We start from the raw sequence: 22,294 nt of genomic DNA on the forward strand, positions 1-22,294 counted from the left end.
GCATGATCTCGACCTCACGCAGCTTCCCGATGATCTCCTCAGGCTTGTGCTTCTTGGCAGGCATGCGTCGTCCCTTCCTTGATCCAGACTGTCATAGTCGATGGACCACTCAGAAGGGGGCAGCTCAACACTTCCTCGCGTCGACAATGAGGCACAAACTGGCGCGACGACGTCTTCGCCCGAGGCGCGATTAACATTCGTTAAGCACTTTATCCTAACACTCTCGCATGCCGAACGTGACCCTCTTGCAAATACTGAGGAAGGAGCTTGCGCAAGCGTCACTTCTCGCCATCGCCTATTTCATCGCAGCCTATGTAGCTGTCACCTACACGCGCGTGGGAGGCGGCGTTGCCCTTCTATGGTTCGCCACGCCGTTGCTGGCGGTCGATCTCCGTTATCGTCCGGAGCGCTCCTGGACGCTGAGGCTGGTGGGCTGTGCAATCGCAAGCGCCCTCGCGACCACCATCCACGGACTTGGCTTGCAGGTGGCCCTTCCATTCGCCCTGCTCGGCGTTGCGGAAGGGGCTGCGATCGCCTGGCTCATGCGGCGGGTCGAGCCGACGCCTCGTCACCTCACGTCCCTGCGCGAACTCGGCCTTTTGCTCCTGGTCGCTGGGCTCGCGGTCCCGGCCGCGACCGCGCTACCGGCAGGTCTTCTTGCGCATGGGGCCGCAGACCTTCCTGTTTGGCGCAACGCGTTCAACTGGTTCGTCGCCCATTCGCTGGGCACACTGACGGTCATGCCGATCGTCAAGCTGGTAATCGGCGGGGACGTCACGGCGTGGAGCAAGGCAGTGCGCCGGAGAGAGCTTTATGAGCTCGCGGCCCTAACCACGCTGCACGTCACGGTTGCGGTGCTCGTCTTCGCTCAGACGCAGCTGCCGCTCCTGTTCGTGCCGCTGCTTCCGTTGATGCTGATGGTCTTCCGGTTCGGCCGATTAGGCGCCGCCTTGGCGCTACTATTGCTGACGATCATCGGCTCGGTATGCACTGCTCGCGGGCTGGGACCTGTTGCGATGCCGGAGCTGAGTGCGGGCGGCAGAATCCAGCTTATCGAACTCTACCTTGCCGTCGCGACGCTGATGGCGCTTCCCGCGGCGACGGAGCTGAAGCGGCGGAAGATCCTTTTTTCGGAGGTGCAGGAGCAAGCCGCCCTTCACAAAATCATTACCGACCGCAGTGGCGACATCATCATGGCGGTCACTGCAGACGGCCGGATCAGCAGGCTATCTCCATCGCTGATGAAGATCGCCTGCTTTGCGCCCGAAGCAGTAGTCGGCAAACTTGCGCGTGAGATCGTCTCTCCTGAGGACGTGGAGCAGATCGTCGACGCGCACCGGCGCGCTATGCTTTCGCCGGACCAGACCATCATTTTCGAGTTCCGGGCGATGAAGGCGTCGGGAGAGATGGCGTGGTTCGAAAGCCATGCCTGCGCCATTTCGGACGAGCATGGCCAGGCGAGCGGAACCGTGAACGTGGTGCGGGAGGTCTCGCGCCGCAAGGCGGTCGAGCTCGACCTCGCCCGCGCCGCTGCGACAGACGCGCTAACCGGTCTTCCAAATCGCCGTGGCCTAGAGATCGCTAGGGAGCGGCTCGCGCAGGCAGGCAAACCTGGGCAGCAGTTCCTCGCCCTCTTCGACATAGATCGCTTCAAGGCGGTGAACGACACGTTCGGTCACGCCTCGGGCGATGATGTACTTCGAACCTTCGCCTCTGTGCTCACAGCGAATACCCGCGGCACGGATGCAGTCGCACGCCTTGGTGGGGAAGAGTTCGCTGTGCTCTACTTAGATGTGAGGCTGGCCGAGGCACGCGCCGCGTGCGAACGTATTAGACTGCAGTTCGCCGCCGAGCGGCTCGCCCTGCCGGATGGCAGGCAGGTGGCCGCGACTGTAAGTGTCGGTCTCGCTCCGATCCCGGACGACGGTGATTTGGAAGGCGCGCTCATTGCAGCGGATCAGGCACTGTACCGTTCCAAGAATGCCGGAAGGAACATGCTTTCGTTAGCGGCTTGAATCGCGTGGCATCCAACGCCGACCTCACCCAGATTCAAAGCGCACCGATAAATCACCTCCGCCAGTTTCCGCAGACCGAGGCTCGGCATGAGCTTTTCCTGAGCCCGTCCGTGCCCGATGCAGCGCCGTAACGCGCTTCACCTGCGCTATGCTGCATCCCGCCAGCTCGGCCGTGCGCGCGATGCTCATCCCTGTCTCCCGCAGCCCAACAATGCGCCTGTGCAAGGCGATATCCGGCTTACGGCCGTTGTACCGCCCTGCTCGCTTGGCGAGCTCGATGCCCTCTCGCTGGCGCTCGCGCCGGGTCTCATAGTCGTCTCGTGCGGTCTGAAGCGCGACGCGCAGCAGCATGTCCTGCACCGCTTCGAGCACGATGCGCGCGACACCGGCGCTGTCAGCGACAAGCTCGGACAGATCGACGATGCCTGGCACGGCTAGCCGCGCGCCCTTCGCCCGGATCGTCGCCACCAGCAGTTCGGCTTCGGGTAATGGCAGACGGCTGATCCGGTCGATCTTCTCCGCAACCACCACCTCGCCCGGCTGCAGGTCAGCAACCATGCGTAAGAGCTCTGGCCGATCAGGCCGCGCGCCCGACGCCTTCTCGCGGTAAACCGCCGCGACGTAATAGCCTGCTGCGCGCGCACCGGTGACAATTGCTTCCTGCCGGGTCAGGTCCTGCTCGTCGGTGCTTACGCGCAGGTACACGCGCGCAGCGCGGATCGGGTTCGTCATGCTGGCTCCGTTCGGTACACCCATGGGAGCCACCACTGCGGCAACCGGCTCGGGATGGCAAGCGCCGATCCTGTCGAGCCTAGCTCAGCAAGCCAGGTCTAAGTAGCTAATGGCGCTGATATGAACGACGACTGATCACCAAATGCGCTGAAGTGCGCTGCTTCGCGCTATCCATCAGCGCCGATATTCAGTATGATCCGAAAACTGGGTCAGCCATGCGAGTTCAGTGCAGGTGGAAGCACAGAGGGTCAAGATCGTGGACGGTGGTAAACTCGTGATCCCGGCGGCCATGCGCCGTGAGCTCGGGATCACCACGGGTGATACCGTTCTCGTCGATGTCGACGATGGCGAGCTACGGGTACGTTCCGTGCCTAAGGCGCTCGAAAGGGCTCGCGCGATCCTTCGCAAATATGTGCCCGAAGGCGTCGGTTTGGCTGACGAGCTGATCGCAGAGCGCCGGCGCGAGGCGGAGCGTGAGTAGCAAGGTCGTACTCGACGCCTCCGCCCTGCTCTGCCTTCTGAACGACGAACCTGGGGCGGATCGGGTAGTCGACGTCCTGACCCGCAGCATTATCGGAACGACCAACCTCGCCGAGGTCGTCTCCAAGCTTCGGGACCGAGGATTGCCGCTCGACGAGGTACGTGAGGCTCTTGGCGGGCTGCACCTCGATGTACGGCCGCTCTCTCCTGCCCAGGCGCTCATCATAGGCGACCTGCGACCGTCGACGAAGGCGCTTGGACTTTCGCTTGGTGACCGAGCGTGTCTTGCCTTGGCGATTGACCTACAAGCGGAGATGTTCACGACGGACGGGCCGCTGGCGAGCGCTGAGGTCGGCGTCACCATCACCAACGTACGGCCGCTGGCCGATTAGCCGCACATTCGTGCTTTTGGGTACGGTACGCTCAGGCAGGCGAGTTGTGGCGGAACAGAGCGGCTGCCGTCCACTGTTTCGGGCGCAGATCCACTCTTTTCAGCTGCTGCTGTAGGTAGGATGGCGTCCACCATTTTAGGGAAACCTACAGGTTGGATACCTTCGAAAGGATCACTCAAGGACGAAAATCATGGTCGCTCGGTACAGCCTGCAATCCACCGTGAAGGGTGAAACGGATCCGGTGACGCTGATCATACATCAGACTGCGGATACGAATGAGCAGCTCGAACTGCTGCTGGCGGTCGAGGGCGCGAAAACCCTGAAGCTCGTTCCGGGTCGCGACCTGGACGGCGCGAAGATAATGATGCGCGCTGGAGCCTCGTTCAGTCGTCACCAGGGCGTCCGGCTCTCAAACGGCTTCAACGTTGTCGACCCATCAACCTGGCATCGCCAGGGCATCGGTACTGTCGCCCTCAACCTCATGGTCGATTGGGCGAAGCGTCACCATCCTGATGCTGACATCCGCCCAGTCGAGCTCAAGCGATACAAGCAGGATGTTGAAGACGACGATCCACGCCTGGCCTTCTATCGCCGGTTCAACCTTCAGTGGGATCTCGCGGATCAGGATGAGGATGCCGTGAATCTTCTATCGCTGCCTATGAAGGTGCGAGACCTTCAGGCAGTCCCACTTCCGTCGCGGTTGACACTATTGCCATGATGAACGGCGACGTCCCCCCCGCTCCTCCGCCTCCGGCAGAAGTAGCTGACGATCTCGAAGCTGTCCTCGCCGGTGCGATGGTCCTTCTCGATACCGTGGAGAGCCTCGAGCCTTACCTTCCGGATCTGACCGCCGACGACCGCGAGCGTGTCGATCGCTATGTAGGCCGTGCCTCGGCCGATGCCACGCTGCGCGCGTACAAGTCGGATTGGCGGCTGTTTTGCGCCTGGTGTCGCGAAAGTGGTTACCGGCCGCTGCCTGCCACACCTTCAACTGTGGCCGCGTTCCTTACATTGCTCGCCGAGACCGGATTTGTCCCCCTCGAACCACGACGGACCAAGACGGGCAAGGTTCTTCCGCGCAAAGCGCCATCTCCGCTTGGCAAGGCGACCATAGGCCGGCGGCTGGCTGCAATCGTGTTCGCCCATCGCGCAGCCGACCTGGAACCCCCGACCTCCCAGCCGGACGCCGCCCGGCTCGAAAAGGCGATGCGCGCGATCCGGCGGGAAAAGCGTGACGACCTCCCGGACAAGAAGCGCGCAGCCGATGGCGATGTGATGCGCGACATGCTCAGGAGCATCACCGGGGATGACCTGCGCGCCTATCGCGACCGCGCGCTGCTTGCGATCGGGATGGCAGGCGCCTTCCGACGCTCCGAGCTCGTTGAAGTAACAGTCGCCCGGGTGGCCGAAGATGCGCGCGGCCTTTTGATCCGGATTCCTTCCTCCAAGACCGATCAGGAGGGCGATGGCCAAACCGTGGCCATTCTGGATGGTCGCAGGCTCGAACCTGTCCACCATTATAATGCATGGATTGAAAAGGCGGGGATTTGCAGCGGTCCGGTGTTCCGCAAGCTCACGCCGCAGGGTCGTCTCACTGAAAAGTCGATGAGCGCGCAGGGCGTGGCCCTTGTGGTCAAGGCCGCAGCCGTAGCGGCCGGCTATCCGCCTGAATTGTTCTCTGGCCATTCGCTGAGGGCCGGCTTCCTCACCGAAGCGGGGCGGCAAAGCGCGAACCTGTTCAAGATGAAAGAGCATAGCCGCCACTCGTCGCTCGAGATGGTCGCCGAATATGTGCGGGACCATGAGCGGTTCCGCGAGCACGCGGGGGAAGGTTTTCTGTGACAGCACTCATCGTAACTGCAAACGGCCTGATCGGCCGTGAGCGAGAGTTAACCGAGGCAGAGCACTTGGCCTTGCGAAGCTATGGGGCGGATTCGACCTTTTTTCATGCGATCGCGCAGGGGCGCACCGAGGCACTGTCGCACAATCCGAACTTCGGCACGTTTTCATCCGGCGCGCGTGCAAAACGCGACGCCATCGACGCCGTTTTCTCAATGTCGCGCCTGTTGAGTGCGCAGACGCTCTGGTCGGGCCATGGCCATGGCTGGGGTGTTCGCGGCGCCCTGGAGGGGGCACCGGCCAGCTTTGTGGGCCTGCATTATCGTTATCCCGGATACATCTCGACATCGACGGAGCGAAGCTGGTGCGACGCATTCCTCGACAAGCGCAGCCGCAACCAGAGCCGCCCCACCATGCTGGAATTTCGGCTGCCGGCCGGCTCGCCTGCGATCGACATGCACGACGGCGCCGCTCAGGGGGAATTTGAGATCCTACTCCCGCGTGACACCCTGTTCTCGATCACCGACGCACAAATGCTACCGGGGGACCTTCTCCAGCTTATCCTGGAGCCTTGCGAGGCGCCGGTATGAGCGAGGATGACTGGCCTCGAGTCGACGATCAGGCGGGACCAAGGCGAGCCGAGGATATCGGTCCCACCGAGCTCACGGCAGCCCTTAACGCGCTCGCTGGTTTCAGCGACAATCCCTGGCTGGTCATGCAGGGTCAGCAACTGGAGCTGATCGACAATGTCCTCAACGGCATGGAGCGCGAAGTTCTGCGGCACATGCACGATGACGATCGACCGCTTGAGACGATGGCGCTTTTGACGGCTCTCTCGCCCATGTGGATCTACGCAGCTTACGAGTTGCTGCGGACGTGGCGCCAGCGGTGCGACGAAGTGGTCCGACTTGCGTCCAGCGGCGGCTTCGATCTGAAAGCAGCCCATCTGGAACGCGAGGTCAATTACCAGCACTACGATCGGGAGCTTCGCGCGCAGCAGCTCAGAATCGCCCGCGACAATCCCGAGCTTGTACAACGGATGCGCGATGATCTGGCGCGGACCGAGATGGGGTTCACGACGATCGAGTTTATCCGCATTGCCCTTGCCAAGCATGAGGTCAGCGGCAGCAAATCCAAGAACAAACCGATTGCCTTTGCGCCTGGGCTCGCGATGCCCAATCGCTACACAGGCAGCATGGAATATGAACTGAGCGTCGGCGGCTCAATCATAGGCTACCATACTCGCCGCGACCTCGCCGAAACGATCCGCTTCATGCCTACCACGCCGGTGCCGACCGCGGAAGAAATGAAGGATTTCCGGGAGTATATGCGACCTCCAGAGGTCGGCTGAGGCTTAAGCCGTCTTCCACTTGCCATTAAAAACTCGCCACCCGACCATGCCCGCTGCAACGCCCAGCATTCCACCGACGAGGTAAGCGCTCGGCGCATCATCCGGGACAAACAGCCCGCCGGCGACGTATCCACCAATAGTGGCGGTCCGAGTGACTGCGCCGTAGATTGCAGCAACCTTGCCATGTTGGGCCGGCGGACACTCGGATTGGAGCAACGTTCGCACGGCAACGTTGTGGATGCTGTTAGCCCCGCCGCCGGCGACGAACGCGATGGCGACGATCGCCAGTGTGCTTGGCGCTAGGCCGATCAGCAGCATGGTCGCCCCCATGACCCCAGCCGTCCCGAACGCTGTCGCTCCCAATCTGTTGCCGATGACGGTTTCGGCCATCGTCGCGCCAAGGAGCATCCCGGCGGCCCAGAGGGCGGTAAGCACGCCAAATGCAACAGGCCCGCTCTTCAGCGTCATCATCACCAGGAAAACGAAAGCGACGTCAGCAATTGCCGTGGCAAAAACCTCCAGGCTCAGCGCGCCCGTGACCACCATAATTCTTCGATTACCGAGTAATGGGCGGTAGTCGGCGAACAGATCAGGCTCTGCCGCTTCTTCCTTCTGGGGTCTGCGGCGCAGGCCACTCATAGCTACGATGCAGCACAAAACGGCAAAGCTGGTGGCATCGACCATAAGTGCGTTGCTGGCCCCGATCCAACCGATTAGGATTCCACCTGCGACCGGACCTGCCAGCATGCCCAAACTACGGACGATTTCGAGATAGCTGTTCGCGCGCGCCAGCGTCATGCCGAGCGCGCCGGAAAGGACCGGAATGAGCGCAAAGGTGGCGGCACTGCTGATTGTGAACAGCAGGCTCAGAACCGCCGCACCGACGAGGGTCATCGGCGGGATAGCTGCGACGATCGCGATCACGACTGCCTGCAGTGCCGAGACGACGATCAGCACCAGAGCTGCGTCCCTGCGATCTATCAGCCGCCCCGCCCAAGGGGCGGCGATCAGGCCGGGAAGCAGCTCCGCGATGAGCAGGGTTGGGACGCCATATGCCGATGAACCTTCGGCGGTCCGAAACATAAGCGTGAGAAGCGTAATTTCATCGCCGATGGTGGAAACCGTGAGCGCAGCGAGTACCAGCCATCCCCACCCCTGCCGGAACTCCAAGGCCATTGATGCACTCCCCCTCTACCGTTCCGTCCGTCTTGGCCTTCCCTGATAAGCTCTCTACCATCGGCGTCCCCCAATCCGCGACGATGTTCAGTGAATTACCGGAGAGCACAGAGGACTTCAGGGTCGATGACGCAGGCGGCCAATTCCGACAGAGGCCGGGGCCGGTAACGCACTTCCCGATGAAGGCTCTTCAAGATCCGCGATAATCGGGCAGTCTGGACGGTCATCGCCGGCGCAGCAACTCACCAGCCCCTGCAACGTATCGACCATCTGGTTGAGCCCCTTGATGCGGTCCTGCAGCTCGAAAATATGCGACTGCGCAATCCGCTTGACGTCGGCGCTGTGGCGCGACCGGTCGCGCCACAGGTTGAGGAGCTCGTTGATCTCCGTCACCGCGAACCCAAGGTCCCGCGCGCGTCGGATGAAACGGAGCATGTTGACGTCGCCCGGTGAATAGTCCCGATAACCTGAATCCCGGCGATCCGCCTTTGGAATGAGGCCAGTCTGCTCATAGTAGCGGATCATCTTAGCGGAGACGCCGGACGCCTTGGCTGCTTGGCCGATGTTCATCGCCCCGCTCCCTTTTCAAGCGTGCCAGTCGATCCCTCCGGGGGTTGGAATCCCCGAAGCCGCAGCGAATTACCGAGGACGAACACGCTCGACATTGCCATCGCGCCGGCAGCAAACACCGGTGACAGCAGGATGCCCCAGATCGGCCATAAAGCACCGGCAGCGACCGGGATGAGCGCCGTATTATAGGCGAAGGCCCAGAAGAGGTTCTGGCGGATGTTCCCGATCGTGGCACGAGAGAGCGCGATCGCCGACGCCACGCCGTTGAGGTGGCCCGACATCAGCACGACGTCGGCAGCCTCGATGGCGATGTCCGTGCCCGTGCCGACCGCAATCCCGACGTCTGCCTCGGCAAGCGCCGGTGCATCGTTGATGCCGTCACCGATGAAGGCGAGGCGACCATATTCTGCTTTCAGGCGGCGTACGGCCTCGACCTTTCCGTCAGGCAGGACTTCAGCGACAACCTCGTCGATGCCCAACTGGCGCGCGATCGCCTGGGCGGTGTGCTGATTGTCGCCGGTGATCATCGCAACCTTCAGGCCGAGACCGTGAAGAGCGGCAATGGCCGCAGGGGTCGTTTCCTTGATGGGATCAGCCACAGCGATGACGGCTGCAAGCTTGCCATTGATCGCTGCATAGAGGGGCGACTTGCCTTCAGCGGCCAGGCGTGATGCTGTCTTGGCGAAAGCGGTGACGTCCAGACCAAGCTCGCGCATGTAGCGATCCGCCCCGATTTCGACCCGATCGCCAAGCACCTCGGCGCGAACACCGCGCCCGGTCAGGGATTCAAAGTTGGCCACCTCAGCGAGACTAAGCTTCTCGGCAAGAGCGGCGTCGACAATAGCGCGGGCAATCGGATGTTCGGACTTGTCCTCTACTGCCGCAATCCGGGCGAGAACGGCCGACCGGTCGAAGCCGAGCGTGACCTGCAAGTCCGTCAGCGCAGGTCGGCCTTCGGTCAGCGTGCCGGTCTTGTCGACGGCGACGACCTTGGCATCACGCAGCAGCTGCAGCGCTTCTCCCTTGCGGAACAGAATGCCCAGTTCAGCTCCCCGCCCGGTGCCAACCATGATGGCTGTAGGCGTCGCCAGACCCATCGCGCAGGGGCAGGCAATGATGAGGACCGCGACCGCATTGACCAGCGCGAAGGTCAAGGCCGGGGACGGACCGAATACCAGCCAGGCGCCGAACGTGAGCGCGGCCACCGCCATGACAGCGGGCACGAACCACATCGTCACCTTGTCCACGAGCGCCTGGATCGGCAGCTTCGATCCTTGCGCCTGCTCGACCATGCGAATGATCTGGGACAGCATGGTGGCATCGCCGACTGCCGTTGCGCGGAATGCCAGAGCCCCCTTCTGGTTGACAGTGCCCCCGACGAGGCTCGCCCCTTCCGCTTTCCTGGCCGGAATTGGCTCACCGGTGATCATGGATTCATCGACGTAGCTTTCGCCCTCGATAACCTCGCCGTCGACAGGGATCCGTTCACCGGGCCGAACTTCGATGATGTCGCCCGCAACGACGTCTGCGACGGCAACTTCGACCGTACCGTCGGCACGGCGTACGCGCGCTGTTTTGGCCTGGAGGCCAACGAGACGCTTGATCGCCTCGGACGTGCGCCCTTTTGCCCTCGCCTCCAGATAGCGGCCGAGCAGGATCAACGCGATGATGACCGCTGCCGCCTCATAATAGACGTTCACTGTCCCTGGCGGGAGAAGCGTCGGAGCGAAAGTGGCAACAAGCGAATAGCCATATGCCGCCAGCGTGCCGACCGCGACGAGCGAGTTCATGTCCGGAGCGAGCCGGATCAGGGCCGGGAGGCCTTTCTGGTAGAAACGAAAGCCTGGAATTGCGAGCACGAGGGTCGTCAGCGCGAACTGAATGTACCAGCTCGTCTGCATGCCGATCGACATCGCAATGTACATATGGACGCTGGGAATGAGGTGAGACCCCATTTCCATGAGAAAGACCGGGAGAGCGAGGATCACCGCGATGGTGAGATCGCGCTTGAGCAGCTTGCGCTCCTCTTCCTTTCGATCGTCGCCGTCATCGGCATCGGCGGCCTTCGCGGCCAGAGGTTTTGCTTCATACCCCGCGCCAGCGATGGCAGCGATCAGCGACTTTGCGTCAGCCGCGCCGCGGATCGTGGCGCGCTCGGTCGCCAGATTGACGCTCGCTTCCACCACACCCGGCACGGCCTTGAGCGCACGCTCGACGCGCCCGACGCATGACGCACAGGTCATGCCGAGCACGGTAAGTTCTGTGGTTTCTGCTGGCACCGTATAGCCCGCCGACTCGACCGCTTTTACCAGCTCGGACCGATTGACCGGGCCTCCCGTCGTGATGCTTGCCCGCTCGGTTGCGAGATTGACGTTGACCGCGCTCACGCCTTCGATCTTGCCGATTGCGCGTTCGACGCGGCCCACGCACGACGCGCAGGTCATACCCTCGATGGGCAGGGTGATTGTCGAAACATCTGTTTCGATGGGGGATTTTTCGGCCAGCATGTTCCGCTTCCTCGATTCTCGCGAACTTGACCAACCCCATGTGAGGCTTCCCATCATTGGAAGGTCAAGGTTCAAGTTTTTTTGGCCGGGCGGGTTGACCTTCCAACGATGGCAAGCCCCATTTCTTACGGGACGAACTCGAATTTTGAGGAGAATCCCGATGCAGTTCCACGTCCAGGACATGACCTGCGGATCGTGCGTCCGGCACATCAACGAGGCGATCGGCAAGGTCGATCCTGCGGCCACTGTCGAGGCCGATACCGTGTCGCGCACCATTTCCGTGACCACCACCGCAAGCCAGGAAGATATCCAGAAGGCGCTGGCGGACGATGGCTATCCGACCACTTTGGTCGAAAGCGCCGAGGAGGTGCAGTCGTGAAGCACGAATGACATAGCGAGCATCAGGCCGAAGGCCTGTCGGATAACCCTGTCATTCGCGATTATCAGGTCGCAAATAACCGCATGCATGCGGACATGGCGATTGAGTTCAGCGGGGACGCTGACCTCGATTTCCTGCGCGGCATGATCCCGCACCATCAAGGCGCGATCGACATGGCCCGCGTCGTTCTCGATCACGGCTCCGATCCCGAAGTGAGCAAATTGGCGCAGGCCATCATCGATGCGCAGGAGAAAGAAATCGCGCTCATGAAGAAGTGGCTCGCTGACCGTAGCCAGTAAGCCGCGCATCCCTATGGCCGGCCTCCTCTGGGCTGCCCCCCAGTCCCCCTGAGCCCTTGGGTCGGCCAGGTGGCTGGGTGTTGATCAACGCAACACCCAGCCATGGGTGCGCCTCGGTATCCAACAATGGAGCCGAGGCGCATTTGCATCCGCCACAGTTGATGAGTTGCAACGAACACACTGCTGAAAGGACGTCTGATGAATGTGACCGTAGGAGCCATCATGCTGGCCTTGGGCGTCGGCATCATCCTTTGGACCAATCAACGAGCGTTCAATCGGCGCAATGTCGCAGGCGTGCAGGAATTCAACTCCTACGGCCATGCCCTCCTGATCCGGACGCTCGAACGGATCGGCAGGCTTGTGGCATGGCTCTTGATGCTCGTCGGCGCCGGATCGCTGTTTGTTTACTTTATGACCGGTCGCGGTTGATGCCCGGTCGGGGGCCAAGGCCTGCCTTGTCGAAGGCCACTGGGCTGCGATCATAGCTGGGTATTCGAAAGCCCCGCGAACGCGGGAGCTGCCAGCGACATCAGGCGTCCACGATCAGAACCTCACCGGATATGAACCCTTCGACCGACCGTTGAAATGCCTTCCCCACGAGCGCGCCCGGAACCGGCTCGAAGCCCGGCATCATGGCACCATAGACGTCCCACGCCTCCTCGAGGACGGTCGGATTGACCACGTTGATCCGTATGCCGCGCGGCATTTCGTGCGCGACGCAGCGCACGAATGTGTCGATCGCGCCGCTGGTCGTCGCATCCGCGATCGCCTCGGGAACGGGCTTGATATTCAAGATCCCGGAAATGAGGGTAAACGAGCCGCAGTCAGCGACATAGTCACAGCCTACACGCACCAGGTTGATCTGCCCGAGCAGCTTGCTTTCGATGGTTACGCGCCATTGATCATCGGTCATGGTCACGAAGGGCGCGTACTCGCAGTGGCCAACGGCGCAGATCACGGCATCGACTTGTCCGACCTTTTCAAACAGCGCTCGGATAGATGCCGTGTTGGTAATGTCCACTTGGTGATCGCATGTCGAGCCAGAGCGGCTGGCGGTCACGACGTCGTGGTGGGCGAGGCCTTTGAGCGCAGCCTGTCCCATGAGGCCGTTAGCCCCAACGATGAGAATCTTCATTGTCGTTGTCTTTCCCGGGTCGATTTTGCGCCGTCAGAGGCCGAGGCGAAAATCCGAAATGCTGGTCTTGGTCAGGGTCAGGTCCCGGAACTGGGTCACAGATCCCTTGCCCTGCGGCGATTGCGCGCTCACGCCCACCCACAGCTTCTGAGGATAGTCATTTTTGAACAAGCGGATCAGCTGCCAGCTCTTCTGGTCCGTCGAATAGTAGAACCCGACCGTTTTCGTATCCGAAGAGATTTTCATCCAGACATTCGGCGCTGTCACAACATCATGATTGTTGTCATCGGAGGTGTCGTTCGTGCGGACGCGGACGCTGACGATGCGAACCCGTCCCCGCTCATCACGCTCCATCGCCATTTTGAGCCAGTGGGCATCATCGACCCATATGTAGAAGGTGCCGGCGTCGTAGGTAGCGTTGAACGACGGGGTCACCAAACCTGACAACGTCCAGGACTTGGCATTATCGACTTCTGCCAGGAGAACCGGCGCAGTGTTGTTCGACAGCTTGCCGTCGGGATCGCGGAAATTGTCACGCCCGCCCTCGCTCGCCAGCGAGATCATTCCTCCTTCAACCTTCGCGGATCTTGCCGCCTGATTAAGCGATCGGGTGAAGCTGATTCCCGGCAGGGCCAGGTTCACTTTTTCATCGCCCATTTGCTGAGCATTCGCCGGCAGCGCCAGACCCATTGCGATCACCATCAAAGGGAGTTGCACTTTCATCGTCAGATCCTCTTTTCTGTCTTGAACGTCGTCAGGTCACCGCCGAGGCGAGTAGACCGGCAAGATGATCGACCGCTTCCTTCTTCGAAATGCGGCCGCGCTGCACCTCGTTCGAGAGCGATGCGGCGGCGCCGACAAAGGCTACGACCGAGGCAAAATGGATGGGACGTGCAGCGCGAGACTCGAGCGTCGCAACGCAAAGGCCGACATAGCGATCATCGCAGTCCCGGCGCATGGTTTCCATTTCGGCGCCGCCACTCAGAGCGCCAGCCAGCGCCGCTGCCACAGGCCCTGACTGCTCGACGCAATCGACATAGGCCTGGGCGATGACTTTAGCCGCCTCCTCGACCGTAGCTGCGCGCTCGAGGGCCTTGGTCAGCTCCTCGATATGGCCGGTATAGTAGCGATCATAGAGCGCGCAGAGCAGCCCTGCCCGGCTCTGGAAATGGTTATAGGCAATCGGCTTGGAGACCCCTCCCCGCTCGGCCGCCTCGGCCAGCGTCAGAGCATGCACGCCGTGCTCGGCAACATACGACCATGCAGCGTCGAGTAGGGCATTGCGGCGATCCGCCGCGGACAACTTCACCACCGGAACAAACTCATATTACGATTCGTAACTTACTTATCGTAATAAATCGCTCGCGACGCAAGCGCACCTTTTTGGTGTCTCGGAAGCGGCGTGATCAGAACGGGTTCGCTGCTTCATGGCGATCGAACACATTGCCAGATTGCGTTCGCGAGAAAGAGCTTGACCTTACCATGATGGGAAGGTGGACAAGGTATGTCGTTTTATCCCCTCTGAGGGACTTGAGAGGCGACATGACTGATTTGATCGACCGCCGTGCCCTCCTTCGGGGAAGCGCGGCTTTGGGAGGAACGGCTGCGCTCGCCAGCTGGTTTCCTGCCTGGGCCCAACCCGTGTCCGCCGGTATCGTGCGGCCACTCCCGACAGTGTCCGGCGATGAAATCCATCTGAAGATCGCTGCGCAGATGATGACGATCGATGGCCGGATGAGCCATGCGATCGGCATCAACGGCACAGTGCCCGCGCCGCTTGTTCGGCTGCGGGAAGGACAGAAGGTCCGCCTCCATGTTGAAAATGCACTGGACGAGGACAGCTCGATCCACTGGCACGGGCTGATCCTCCCCTTCCAGATGGACGGCGTTCCAGGCGTGAGTTTCCCCGGGATCAAGCCCAGGTCGACCTTCACCTACGAATTCCCGATCGTTCAGTCGGGGACCTATTGGTATCACAGCCATTCGGGTCTGCAGGAACAGCTGGGCCATTATGGCCCGATCGTGATCGACCCCGCCGGCGAGGACCCGATCAAGTCCGACCGCGAGCATGTTCTGGTCCTGTCCGACCACAGCCCGCTTCACCCGCATACGATCTTCCGCAAGCTCAAGCAGCAAGGAGGCTACTTCAATTTCCAGAAGCAGACGCTGGCTGGCCAGCTCGCTGGCCGTGACCAGAGCGGCAAGGATCGGCTTGCCTGGGGCGCGATGCGCATGGACCCGACCGATGTTTCAGACGTAACGGGCAGCACCTACACCTATCTCGTGAACGGCCATGGCCCTCGGGACAACTGGACGGGGCTGTTTCATCCGGGCGAGCGCATACGCCTGCGCATTATCAACGCCTCGGCGATGACGACGTTCAACTTCCGGATTCCCGGTTTGAAGCTGACGGTGGTGCAGGCAGATGGTCTCCCGGTTCGTCCGGTGAGCGTCGACGAAATTCAGGTAGCGGTTGCCGAGACCTATGACGTGATCGTCGAGCCGGCAGACGACCGTGCCTATACGATCGTTGGCGAGAGTGTCGATCGCTCGGGGATGGCGCGCGCCACCCTTGCTCCGCGCGAGGGCATGGCCGCAATTGTTCCGCCGCTGCGCAAGCGTCCCTTAGCCGACATGAAAGACATGGGGATGGGCGATATGGCGGGTATGTCCAGCATGGATCATTCGGCCATGCCCTCGAGCGGCAAAGATGCTGCTTGCCCGCCGGAACATGCGGCGATGGGACATTGCAAGCCCGCCGGCGACGCGGCGGCAATGGACCAACCGACGATGAGCCACGGCACCGGCGGCATGAAGCATTCGATGCGCGACATGTCGATGGCACCCGAGGTCAAGGACACACCGACGGTTCAGACGATATCGCCGATGCCGATCGACCGAACGGGCGAACCAGGCCAAGGGCTCAAGGATGTCGGCCACAAGGTGCTGGTTTACCGCGATCTCATGGCGGTCGAGCGCAACCCCGACGTAAGAGCGCCGGACCGATCGATGCGGATCCATCTGACCGGCAATATGGAACGTTACATGTGGGCGTTCGACGGCGTCAAACTGAGCGAAGTGAAAAAGCCCATCCCGTTTCTCAAGGACGAGCGGGTCCGCATCACGTTGGTCAACGATACAATGATGGGGCACCCCATCCATCTGCATGGACATTTCTTTGAGCTGGTCACCGGCCACGGCGCCTACGCCCCGCGCAAACATACCGTCCAGGTGCAACCCGGCGGCACCGTGACGTTCGACGTGACGACTGACGCCGTGGGCGACTGGGCGTTTCATTGCCACATGCTTTATCACATGCACGCAGGGATGATGCAGATCGTCTCCGTGCGCCCCCGCGAAGGAACGGCCGCATGAAAATCCTCATCTCTCTGTTCGCAACCTCGATCCTGGCTTTGAGCGCGCCGCTGGCTGCCCAAACAATGGACCACAGTCAGCATGGCAACACCCGGGCAGATGCCAGGAAAGCGCCGTCCCGGCCCTCGGCCAAGCCCACGGCGAAGCCACGCAAAGCGCCTGCGCCTTCGCGCCAGGCGCCTGCGAAGAGCGATCCATCCTGCCCGCCCGAGCATGCCGCCATGGGTCATTGCACACCCAAGCCTGCCGGTGCCGCCAAAGGCAAGCCAAGTGCCTGGCTCAGCCATATGAACGAGTTGCGAGCATGAAAACCCTGGCATTCCTGAGTGCGGCGTCGGTCCTGGCGCTCGCCAGCCCGGCGGGCGCTCAGTCCATGGATCATTCTCAGCATCAAAGCGCGCCCGCGTCGGCCGCAGATAGACCGGACGCGACAAGCAAGACGGGGGCGACGGCATGTTCTCCGGAACATGCCGCCATGGGGCACTGCAAACCCGCCCCGGCCGAAGCGAAAAAGGACCCGCTTGTCCCTGCTTCGGCGCCCGAGGTCAAAGTCCGCAAGCAGCCTGTCTGCGCCCCGGAGCATGCGGCGATGGGCCATTGTACACCGGCGCCCGACACGCAGGAAGGTGACGAAGATTCGTCAGCTGGACCACCCCCGTCAGCGACATCTTCAGACCCCTCCTGCCCGCCCGAACATGCGGCAATGGGTCATTGCACCCCGAAGGCGGCCGCTCCCGTTATGCCATCGGTGGAGCAGTCGGGGACTGCGCTTCCAGCCGGCAATGCACCGGCGCCAGCAGCGCCCGACGCAGATTATGCAGATCGGGTCTGGGGTCGCGATGCGATGAAGCCTGTTCGGAACGCCATGATGAAAGAGCATGGCGGGATGTCCTATTCACAGGTCATGCTCAATCTCGCCGAGATCCAGATCCGCGATGGCAAGGAAGGCTATCATTGGGATGGAGAGGCCTGGTTCGGCGGGGACATCAACCGGCTGACGGTCAAATCTGAAGGCGAAGGTGATTTCGGTGGCGGTCTGGAGGGCGCCGAGGTCCAGGCTCTCTACAGCCGCGCGATTGGCCCCTACTTCAATCTGCAAGCAGGCGTACGGCAGGACATCCGACCAGAGCCTTCGCGCACATACGCCGTCATCGGCTTTGAAGGCTTGGCCCCCTACTGGTTTGAGATCGAGGGCGCGGCCTTCGTCTCGGACAAAGGCGATCTCCTGGGCAGGATCGAGGGCTATTATGATCAGCGTATCACGCAGCGCCTGGTCGCGCAGCCACGCGCCGAGGTGAACCTTTCCGCGCAGGATATGCGCGCGGAAGGGATCGGGTCGGGTCTGGTCAATGCCGAGCTCGGGCTGCGGGTTCGATACGAGATTGTCCGCGAGTTTGCGCCCTATGTGGGTGTGGCGTGGGAACGAAAATTCGGCGAGACGGCCAGAATTGCTCGCGCTGCCGGCGAGGACACCGGAGGTTTCAATCTCGTCGCCGGTGTTCGGGTCTGGTTCTGACAGAGATCGCACGCGCGGATTTTCAACGATCCTCGCCGCGATGCTCTTGAGGCTGCCCCGGACTTTCAGGACTGTGTTCGGGAAGGCTTCAAGTGCGGCCCAGACGCGCGCCAGCTAGAAAGCTCGAGTTGACGCGCGTCTGGGCCATCCAAACGGCCGATTCAGTCCTCGCTGTGATCCTCACCGATATGGGATGCCATATCGATCAGCATGTCACTGACATGCGCATCGGCTACCTGATAGAAAACCTGGCGAGACTGTCGCTCGCCCCGCACCAGTCGGGCACCACGCAGTAGCCGCAGATGGTGGCTTACGAGCGTCTGGGAAAGACCGAGGCTTTCTGCAATGTCGCCAACCGCCTTGGGCACATTCAGGCAAAACAGCAATATCCGCAGACGGGTCGGATCGCCGAGCAAACGAAAGGTCTCGGCCAGAATAGTCATCTCATGGCTCGATAGGCGGAGATGCGCATCCCCCACGTCCGGGCCTGTATGTTCATGGACGTCAGACATTTCGATCTCACTCTTGGCAGCATGCATTCGACATATGTGGACATGTTCATATGCACGAGATGAGGCTCCTCTCCAAGGACGACAAGGTCAGGGGGCGACTTTCGCTCGTGACGCCTGCCAGACCAATGGCACCAGCATGAGCGCCAGCGCGGGCAGGATGGCCCAATTGATCACGACCCAGCCTGCGCTGTGCATCACCGATCCTGCAAGGAAGGACACAATGGCTGTCACCCCGAAGACGAGAAAGTCATTCGCACCCTGGGCCTTGCCTCGTTCTGCAGGGGTGTGACAGTCGGTGACCATCGCGGTCGCTCCAATGAAGCTGAAGTTCCAGCCGACACCAAGGAGCGCAAGCGATCCCCAAAAGTTCGACAATGCGGCGCCGCTCAAGGCAACGGCACCCGAACCCGCGAGCAGCACAAGGCCGAACGCGGTCACCCGCTCCTTCCCGAACCTGGCCATCAGGCGACCGGTGAAGAAGCTCGGGCCGAACATGGCAAGAAGATGCCACTGGATTCCCAGCGCCGCGTTATCGACCCCGTAGCCTTGCTTGACCATCGCGACGGGCGCGGCCGTCATCACAAACGCCATAACGCCATAGGATACAACGCCGGTCGCGACCGCAAGAATGTAGCGTGGCATTCTCAGTATCTCGAGCAAGGGTCGCCCGGTATCGATCCCTTGCGCGGCCTGCTCGGCCCGCGGTGTTCGAAGCATGAGCAGGACGGGGATAGCGATCATCGGCAAGATCGCCTGGCTGAGAAAGCTGCCCACAAAGGGAGGTGGCAGGGCGTCACGCGTCCAGATCACAAGCTGCGGGCCCACGATCGCACCGATGAGACCGCCGACCATCACCCGCGAGATCGCGCGGGTCTTCATTTCGCCCTCCGCTGCATCGGCCGCCGCGAACCGATAGCTCTGTACGTAAGAGCTGTAGAGCCCCGCGATGAAGGTTCCCAGGCAGAAGACTTTGAAGGAGCCGGAGAAAATGCCAAGGGCTGCCACGGCGCCACCAAGAATTCCCTTCAGGGCTCCCAGGACATAGCCCGCTCGTCTGCCCCACCGTCGCATCATGGCTGCCGCCGGCAGCGTGCCAAATGCAAGACCGAGGCCGAAAAGGCTGACTGGAAACGTCGCCCAGGCCGGATTGGAGGCAAGCTGCAGCCCCACCAGTCCGCCAAGTGACATCACAATCGGCGGACTGGCGCCGCCAAGGGCTTGCGCCGCTGCCAGAACAGCGATGTTGCGCCCAGCCGTCTGCTTGCTATTCATGGGAACCTCTCATCGGGCGGAAATCGGTTGGTCGGCGGCCGCTCCACATGCTCAGTGCCTGCCGACGCGTTATATACCCGTCCAGGGTAGGGGTATTGCAGTGGATCCAGGCGACATCAATGACATAAGCGCGGCCCTCAACCGGATCGCCGGCCAGGTCAAAGGTGTCGGCCAGATGGTCGAAGATCAAAGGTACTGCATCGACATTCTCCATCAGGTGCATGCCGTCAAAGCCGCGCTATCCAAGGTCGAGACGCAAATCCTGAAGTCCCATGCGGCCTGCTGCGTCGAACAGGCGATCGCCTCGGGTGACGCCGAACAGCAGCGTGCCAAGTTCAACGAACTGGTGGAGATCTTTGCGAAGGCGAAGCTATAGGAAGCTGCGCTTCGGGCACCGTATCTGATCGCTCTTGCTCGAAGACAGTCTGCCACCCTCCGCCCAGGGCCTTTGCGAGAGCGATAAGGTTGACGGCCTGAGCCGCCTTGCTTTGTGCAAGGGAATCTTGTGCGGCAAAGAGTGCGCGCTGGGCTATCAGCAGATCGAGATAATCCAGCGTGCCGGCGCGGCGCTCGCGCAATGCCCGATCAAGGGCTGTCTGGCTATCGGCCGTCGCGGCGCCGAGAGCTTCGCGGCGCGTCGCCTCTGTCTCAATCCCGGTCAGCGCATCCTCAACATCCCTGAAGGCGACGCGGACGGTCTGTTCATATTGCAGCCGCTGGGTCGCCGTGATTGCCTCGGCAGCGCGGATACGAGCCTTGCGCTGACCATCGTCGAACAACGTCTGGCTACCGGTTGCCGCAACACTCCAGATGGTGCTGGCTGCGGAGAAGAGCGAGCCGAAGCCGCTTGCTGCGGTACCCAAGGTGAGCGGGATACGAAAGCGCGGAAAAAGATCCGCCACAGCGACGTTTTGTCGCGCGGTAGCCGCAGCTATTCGTCGCTCAGCCCCGCGCACATCGGGCCGGTCCCGCAACACCTGCGATGGCACGGACACGGGAAGCGCTGGCGCAGATGGCAGGATATGCGGCGTGCGTTCAAATTCCTGGCCCAGATCGCCAGGAAACCCTCCTGTCAGAACACCGATGGCATGCGAATGCCGGGCGATGCGGCCGCGCCACAAGGGCAGTTGAGCGAGAGCCGACTGCCATTCGGCCCTCGCCTGCGCAACGCTCGAACCGCTCGCGAGCCCGGCCCTCTGAAGGCGAGTCAGGGTATCGAACGTAGCCTTAAGACGGTCGACATTCCTTTCTGCGATGTCGAGGCGCTCCTGGGCAGAGCGCAGTTCCACATAATTTGTCGCGATTTCTGCAAGCAGGCTGAGCAGGACTGACCGCCGGTCTTCCTCGGCTACACCAAGTTCTGCATCGGCGGCCTCGACGCTTTGCCGAAGTCTGCCGAACAGGTCGATCTCCCAGCTCGCCTCAAGTTGCACAGATTGCGTGTCGGTAAATCCGATGCCGCGCGGCCATTCGACCCTTCGGCTCGTCTGCTGCTGCAGGCTGTTGGCGCTAATGCCGATCCTGGGCTTCAGCGTGCCCGAGAGCGCATCGCGTTCCGCGCGCGCGACGATGAGCCGTTGAGCCGCCACCTTTAGATCGAGGTTGTTTACCAAGGCCTGATCAACAAGCCGGTCAAGAAGCGGGTCTTTGAACCCTCGCCACCAGGTCTTGAGGTCGGTAACGTCTGCCACGCCCGCCGCAGCGGGCAAGGGCTCGCTCCAGTTAGATGGAAGCGTTGGCACTGGCTCGTCATACCGTACCATCCTTGGGGTGGCGCAAGCTGAAAGCAGCAGCACGGGTATCAGCGCGAATTGGGGACGCATGGTCTGCCTCACAGGAATTGACGGGTCCAGGCGAGGAGACGGCCATCGTTATTGGCTTTGCCGATTGCGATGCTGCAGCTCATGCCGGCCGATAGGCTGATTCCACGGGGAACCTTGTCGATCTGGACACGCACAGGGATACGTTGAGCAAGGCGGATCCAGGTGAAGACCGGGTTGACTGCCGGTAGCCCGCGCTGGTCAGCCTTTTCGTTGGTGTCGGTGACGCCTCGCCCGATGCTCACGACATGGCCTTCTATGGGTTGCTCGAACCCCATCAGCCGGATCCGAGCCTTCATGCCGGGCGCAATGCCAGCTAGCTTCGTTTCTTCGAAATAGCCTGTGACCCAGAAACTGCTGGAATCGACGACAGCCACCTTCGTATTGCCAGCCTCGGCATAGTCGCCCGGGCGCAGGCGCAGGTTCGTCACATAGCCATCGATCGGCGCTCGAACGACGGAGCGCTCGAGATTGAGGCGCGCGACATCAAGCGCCGCTACCGATCCGGAGTAGGCGGCATGGGCGATGCGAGCCTCGCCATTTGCCTGGTCGATGGTCTCGGTCGCGATAATATCGCCGCCCAGAGCCGTACGACGACGAGCGATCGCTGATTTCACCGAAGCCTCGGCGCGGCGCCCCTCCAGGTCGGCGTTCGCGCTTTGCACCGCGAGCGCGAAGCGCTTGGGATCGAGGCGATATAGAACATCACCGCGCCGGACGAATTGATTGTCCTTCACGGCGACCTCGGCGATCGTCCCTGACACCTCCGGCGCGATCTGAACGACGTCCGCGCTGACCCGGCCATCCCGGGTCCAGGGCGAGCGCACATAGGTCTGCCAGAGTGTGGAGATCAAAATGCCGGCAGCCAGGACGATCAGCAGGGTGATCCCGACGCGCAGGATGGGCTTGATAAAGGTTGGCATC

General features: G+C 61.8%; 25 protein-coding genes. 14 read left to right on the plus strand and 11 right to left on the minus strand.

The features are described 5' to 3' along the window. Nucleotides 1-227: 227 nt before the first annotated feature. A complete protein-coding gene (locus CA237_RS13875) occupies nucleotides 228-2,015 on the plus strand; it encodes a GGDEF domain-containing protein (protein ID WP_126014407.1) in 1,788 nt (595 codons plus the stop codon). 24 nt (nucleotides 2,016-2,039) lie between these two features. On the opposite strand, the gene CA237_RS13880 is transcribed toward CA237_RS13875, so the two are convergent. Then, on the minus strand, nucleotides 2,040-2,747 hold the full coding sequence (locus CA237_RS13880) for a recombinase family protein (RefSeq protein WP_209308654.1): 708 nt from the start codon (nucleotides 2,745-2,747) through the stop codon (nucleotides 2,040-2,042). A gap of 256 nt (nucleotides 2,748-3,003) precedes the next feature. On the opposite strand from CA237_RS13880, the gene CA237_RS13885 reads away from it, so the two are divergent. The 6 genes from CA237_RS13885 (at nucleotide 3,004) to CA237_RS13910 (ending at nucleotide 6,809) form a co-directional block, all read left to right on the plus strand. Then, entirely contained in the window at nucleotides 3,004-3,228 is a 225-nt protein-coding gene (locus CA237_RS13885; RefSeq protein ID WP_206430571.1) for an AbrB/MazE/SpoVT family DNA-binding domain-containing protein, read from the plus strand. Beyond that, nucleotides 3,221-3,619 (plus strand): type II toxin-antitoxin system VapC family toxin, encoded by a 399-nt coding sequence (locus CA237_RS13890; RefSeq protein WP_066781968.1) that lies wholly within the window; start codon nucleotides 3,221-3,223, stop codon nucleotides 3,617-3,619. The genes CA237_RS13885 and CA237_RS13890 overlap by 8 nt, the downstream gene beginning before the upstream one ends. A gap of 190 nt (nucleotides 3,620-3,809) precedes the next feature. Next, nucleotides 3,810-4,337, plus strand: coding sequence for a GNAT family N-acetyltransferase (locus CA237_RS13895; protein ID WP_020819857.1), 528 nt, complete (start codon nucleotides 3,810-3,812; stop codon nucleotides 4,335-4,337). After that, a complete protein-coding gene (locus CA237_RS13900) occupies nucleotides 4,337-5,461 on the plus strand; it encodes a tyrosine-type recombinase/integrase (protein WP_241211911.1) in 1,125 nt (374 codons plus the stop codon). The genes CA237_RS13895 and CA237_RS13900 overlap by 1 nt, the downstream gene beginning before the upstream one ends. Then, a complete protein-coding gene (locus CA237_RS13905) occupies nucleotides 5,458-6,048 on the plus strand; it encodes an ADP-ribosyltransferase (protein WP_080993660.1) in 591 nt (196 codons plus the stop codon). Before CA237_RS13900 ends, CA237_RS13905 begins: the two co-directional genes overlap by 4 nt. Continuing rightward, the gene (locus tag CA237_RS13910) at nucleotides 6,045-6,809 is read left to right on the plus strand and encodes a hypothetical protein (protein ID WP_020819854.1); all 765 of its coding nucleotides are present in this window, start codon (nucleotides 6,045-6,047) and stop codon (nucleotides 6,807-6,809) included. Before CA237_RS13905 ends, CA237_RS13910 begins: the two co-directional genes overlap by 4 nt. 3 nt (nucleotides 6,810-6,812) lie before the next feature. Here the strand turns inward: CA237_RS13910 and CA237_RS13915 are convergent, their stop codons facing one another. The 3 genes from CA237_RS13915 to CA237_RS13925 form a co-directional block, all read right to left on the minus strand. Continuing rightward, nucleotides 6,813-7,985, minus strand: coding sequence for an MFS transporter (locus tag CA237_RS13915; RefSeq protein ID WP_020819853.1), 1,173 nt, complete (start codon nucleotides 7,983-7,985; stop codon nucleotides 6,813-6,815). 117 nt (nucleotides 7,986-8,102) lie between these two features. Continuing rightward, nucleotides 8,103-8,555 (minus strand): Cu(I)-responsive transcriptional regulator, encoded by a 453-nt coding sequence (cueR, locus tag CA237_RS13920; protein WP_020819852.1) that lies wholly within the window; start codon nucleotides 8,553-8,555, stop codon nucleotides 8,103-8,105. Continuing rightward, nucleotides 8,552-11,062, minus strand: a complete 2,511-nt coding sequence (locus CA237_RS13925; RefSeq protein ID WP_020819851.1) for a heavy metal translocating P-type ATPase — start codon at nucleotides 11,060-11,062, stop codon at nucleotides 8,552-8,554. Before CA237_RS13925 ends, cueR begins: the two co-directional genes overlap by 4 nt. A 160-nt stretch (nucleotides 11,063-11,222) precedes the next feature. Between CA237_RS13925 and CA237_RS13930 the strand changes: the two genes are divergently transcribed. From CA237_RS13930 to CA237_RS13940, 3 genes are all read left to right on the plus strand, one after another. After that, on the plus strand, nucleotides 11,223-11,441 hold the full coding sequence (locus tag CA237_RS13930) for a heavy-metal-associated domain-containing protein (protein ID WP_020819850.1): 219 nt from the start codon (nucleotides 11,223-11,225) through the stop codon (nucleotides 11,439-11,441). A gap of 95 nt (nucleotides 11,442-11,536) precedes the next feature. Next, nucleotides 11,537-11,740: a DUF305 domain-containing protein gene (locus tag CA237_RS13935; protein ID WP_241215494.1), complete on the plus strand. Its 204-nt coding sequence runs from the start codon at nucleotides 11,537-11,539 to the stop codon at nucleotides 11,738-11,740. A 198-nt stretch (nucleotides 11,741-11,938) separates the two neighbouring features. Next, a complete protein-coding gene (locus tag CA237_RS13940; RefSeq protein WP_020819848.1) occupies nucleotides 11,939-12,169 on the plus strand; it encodes a hypothetical protein in 231 nt (76 codons plus the stop codon). 100 nt (nucleotides 12,170-12,269) lie between these two features. Here CA237_RS13940 and CA237_RS13945 read toward each other — a convergent pair whose 3' ends face one another. From CA237_RS13945 to CA237_RS13955, 3 genes are read right to left on the minus strand one after another with little or no spacing between them, the layout of a single operon-like run. Further along, complete coding sequence (locus tag CA237_RS13945) at nucleotides 12,270-12,875, minus strand: short chain dehydrogenase (RefSeq protein WP_021224427.1); 606 nt, start codon at nucleotides 12,873-12,875, stop codon at nucleotides 12,270-12,272. A 33-nt stretch (nucleotides 12,876-12,908) separates the two neighbouring features. Continuing rightward, nucleotides 12,909-13,598 (minus strand): DUF1349 domain-containing protein, encoded by a 690-nt coding sequence (locus tag CA237_RS13950; protein WP_126014411.1) that lies wholly within the window; start codon nucleotides 13,596-13,598, stop codon nucleotides 12,909-12,911. 31 nt (nucleotides 13,599-13,629) lie between these two features. After that, nucleotides 13,630-14,184: a TetR/AcrR family transcriptional regulator gene (locus CA237_RS13955; RefSeq protein WP_164521308.1), complete on the minus strand. Its 555-nt coding sequence runs from the start codon at nucleotides 14,182-14,184 to the stop codon at nucleotides 13,630-13,632. Nucleotides 14,185-14,417: 233 nt separating this feature from the next. On the opposite strand from CA237_RS13955, the gene CA237_RS13960 reads away from it, so the two are divergent. Genes CA237_RS13960 through CA237_RS13970 form a run of 3 tightly spaced genes read left to right on the plus strand, consistent with a single transcriptional unit; the run spans nucleotide 14,418 to nucleotide 17,766 of the window. After that, nucleotides 14,418-16,250 (plus strand): copper resistance system multicopper oxidase, encoded by a 1,833-nt coding sequence (locus CA237_RS13960; RefSeq protein ID WP_037445095.1) that lies wholly within the window; start codon nucleotides 14,418-14,420, stop codon nucleotides 16,248-16,250. After that, on the plus strand, nucleotides 16,247-16,558 hold the full coding sequence (locus CA237_RS13965) for a hypothetical protein (RefSeq protein ID WP_125445810.1): 312 nt from the start codon (nucleotides 16,247-16,249) through the stop codon (nucleotides 16,556-16,558). The genes CA237_RS13960 and CA237_RS13965 overlap by 4 nt, the downstream gene beginning before the upstream one ends. Then, nucleotides 16,555-17,766, plus strand: coding sequence for a copper resistance protein B (locus tag CA237_RS13970; RefSeq protein ID WP_037445092.1), 1,212 nt, complete (start codon nucleotides 16,555-16,557; stop codon nucleotides 17,764-17,766). The genes CA237_RS13965 and CA237_RS13970 overlap by 4 nt, the downstream gene beginning before the upstream one ends. 161 nt (nucleotides 17,767-17,927) lie before the next feature. Here the strand turns inward: CA237_RS13970 and CA237_RS13975 are convergent, their stop codons facing one another. Next, entirely contained in the window at nucleotides 17,928-18,278 is a 351-nt protein-coding gene (locus tag CA237_RS13975) for a metalloregulator ArsR/SmtB family transcription factor (protein WP_048938679.1), read from the minus strand. An 87-nt stretch (nucleotides 18,279-18,365) separates the two neighbouring features. Next, nucleotides 18,366-19,550: an MFS transporter gene (locus tag CA237_RS13980; RefSeq protein WP_037445089.1), complete on the minus strand. Its 1,185-nt coding sequence runs from the start codon at nucleotides 19,548-19,550 to the stop codon at nucleotides 18,366-18,368. Between the two features lie 100 nt (nucleotides 19,551-19,650). On the opposite strand from CA237_RS13980, the gene CA237_RS13985 reads away from it, so the two are divergent. Further along, entirely contained in the window at nucleotides 19,651-19,926 is a 276-nt protein-coding gene (locus CA237_RS13985; protein WP_017502085.1) for a metal-sensitive transcriptional regulator, read from the plus strand. Here CA237_RS13985 and CA237_RS13990 read toward each other — a convergent pair. Continuing rightward, nucleotides 19,886-21,373, minus strand: coding sequence for an efflux transporter outer membrane subunit (locus tag CA237_RS13990; protein ID WP_125445809.1), 1,488 nt, complete (start codon nucleotides 21,371-21,373; stop codon nucleotides 19,886-19,888). The two genes, CA237_RS13985 and CA237_RS13990, sit on opposite strands and share 41 nt — an antisense overlap. An 8-nt stretch (nucleotides 21,374-21,381) precedes the next feature. Next, nucleotides 21,382-22,293 (minus strand): efflux RND transporter periplasmic adaptor subunit, encoded by a 912-nt coding sequence (locus CA237_RS13995; RefSeq protein ID WP_037445086.1) that lies wholly within the window; start codon nucleotides 22,291-22,293, stop codon nucleotides 21,382-21,384. Nucleotide 22,294 lies beyond the last annotated feature (1 nt).

The organism is Sphingomonas sp. ABOLH (assembly GCF_003951715.1).
Lineage (GTDB): Bacteria > Pseudomonadota > Alphaproteobacteria > Sphingomonadales > Sphingomonadaceae > Sphingomonas > Sphingomonas hankookensis_A.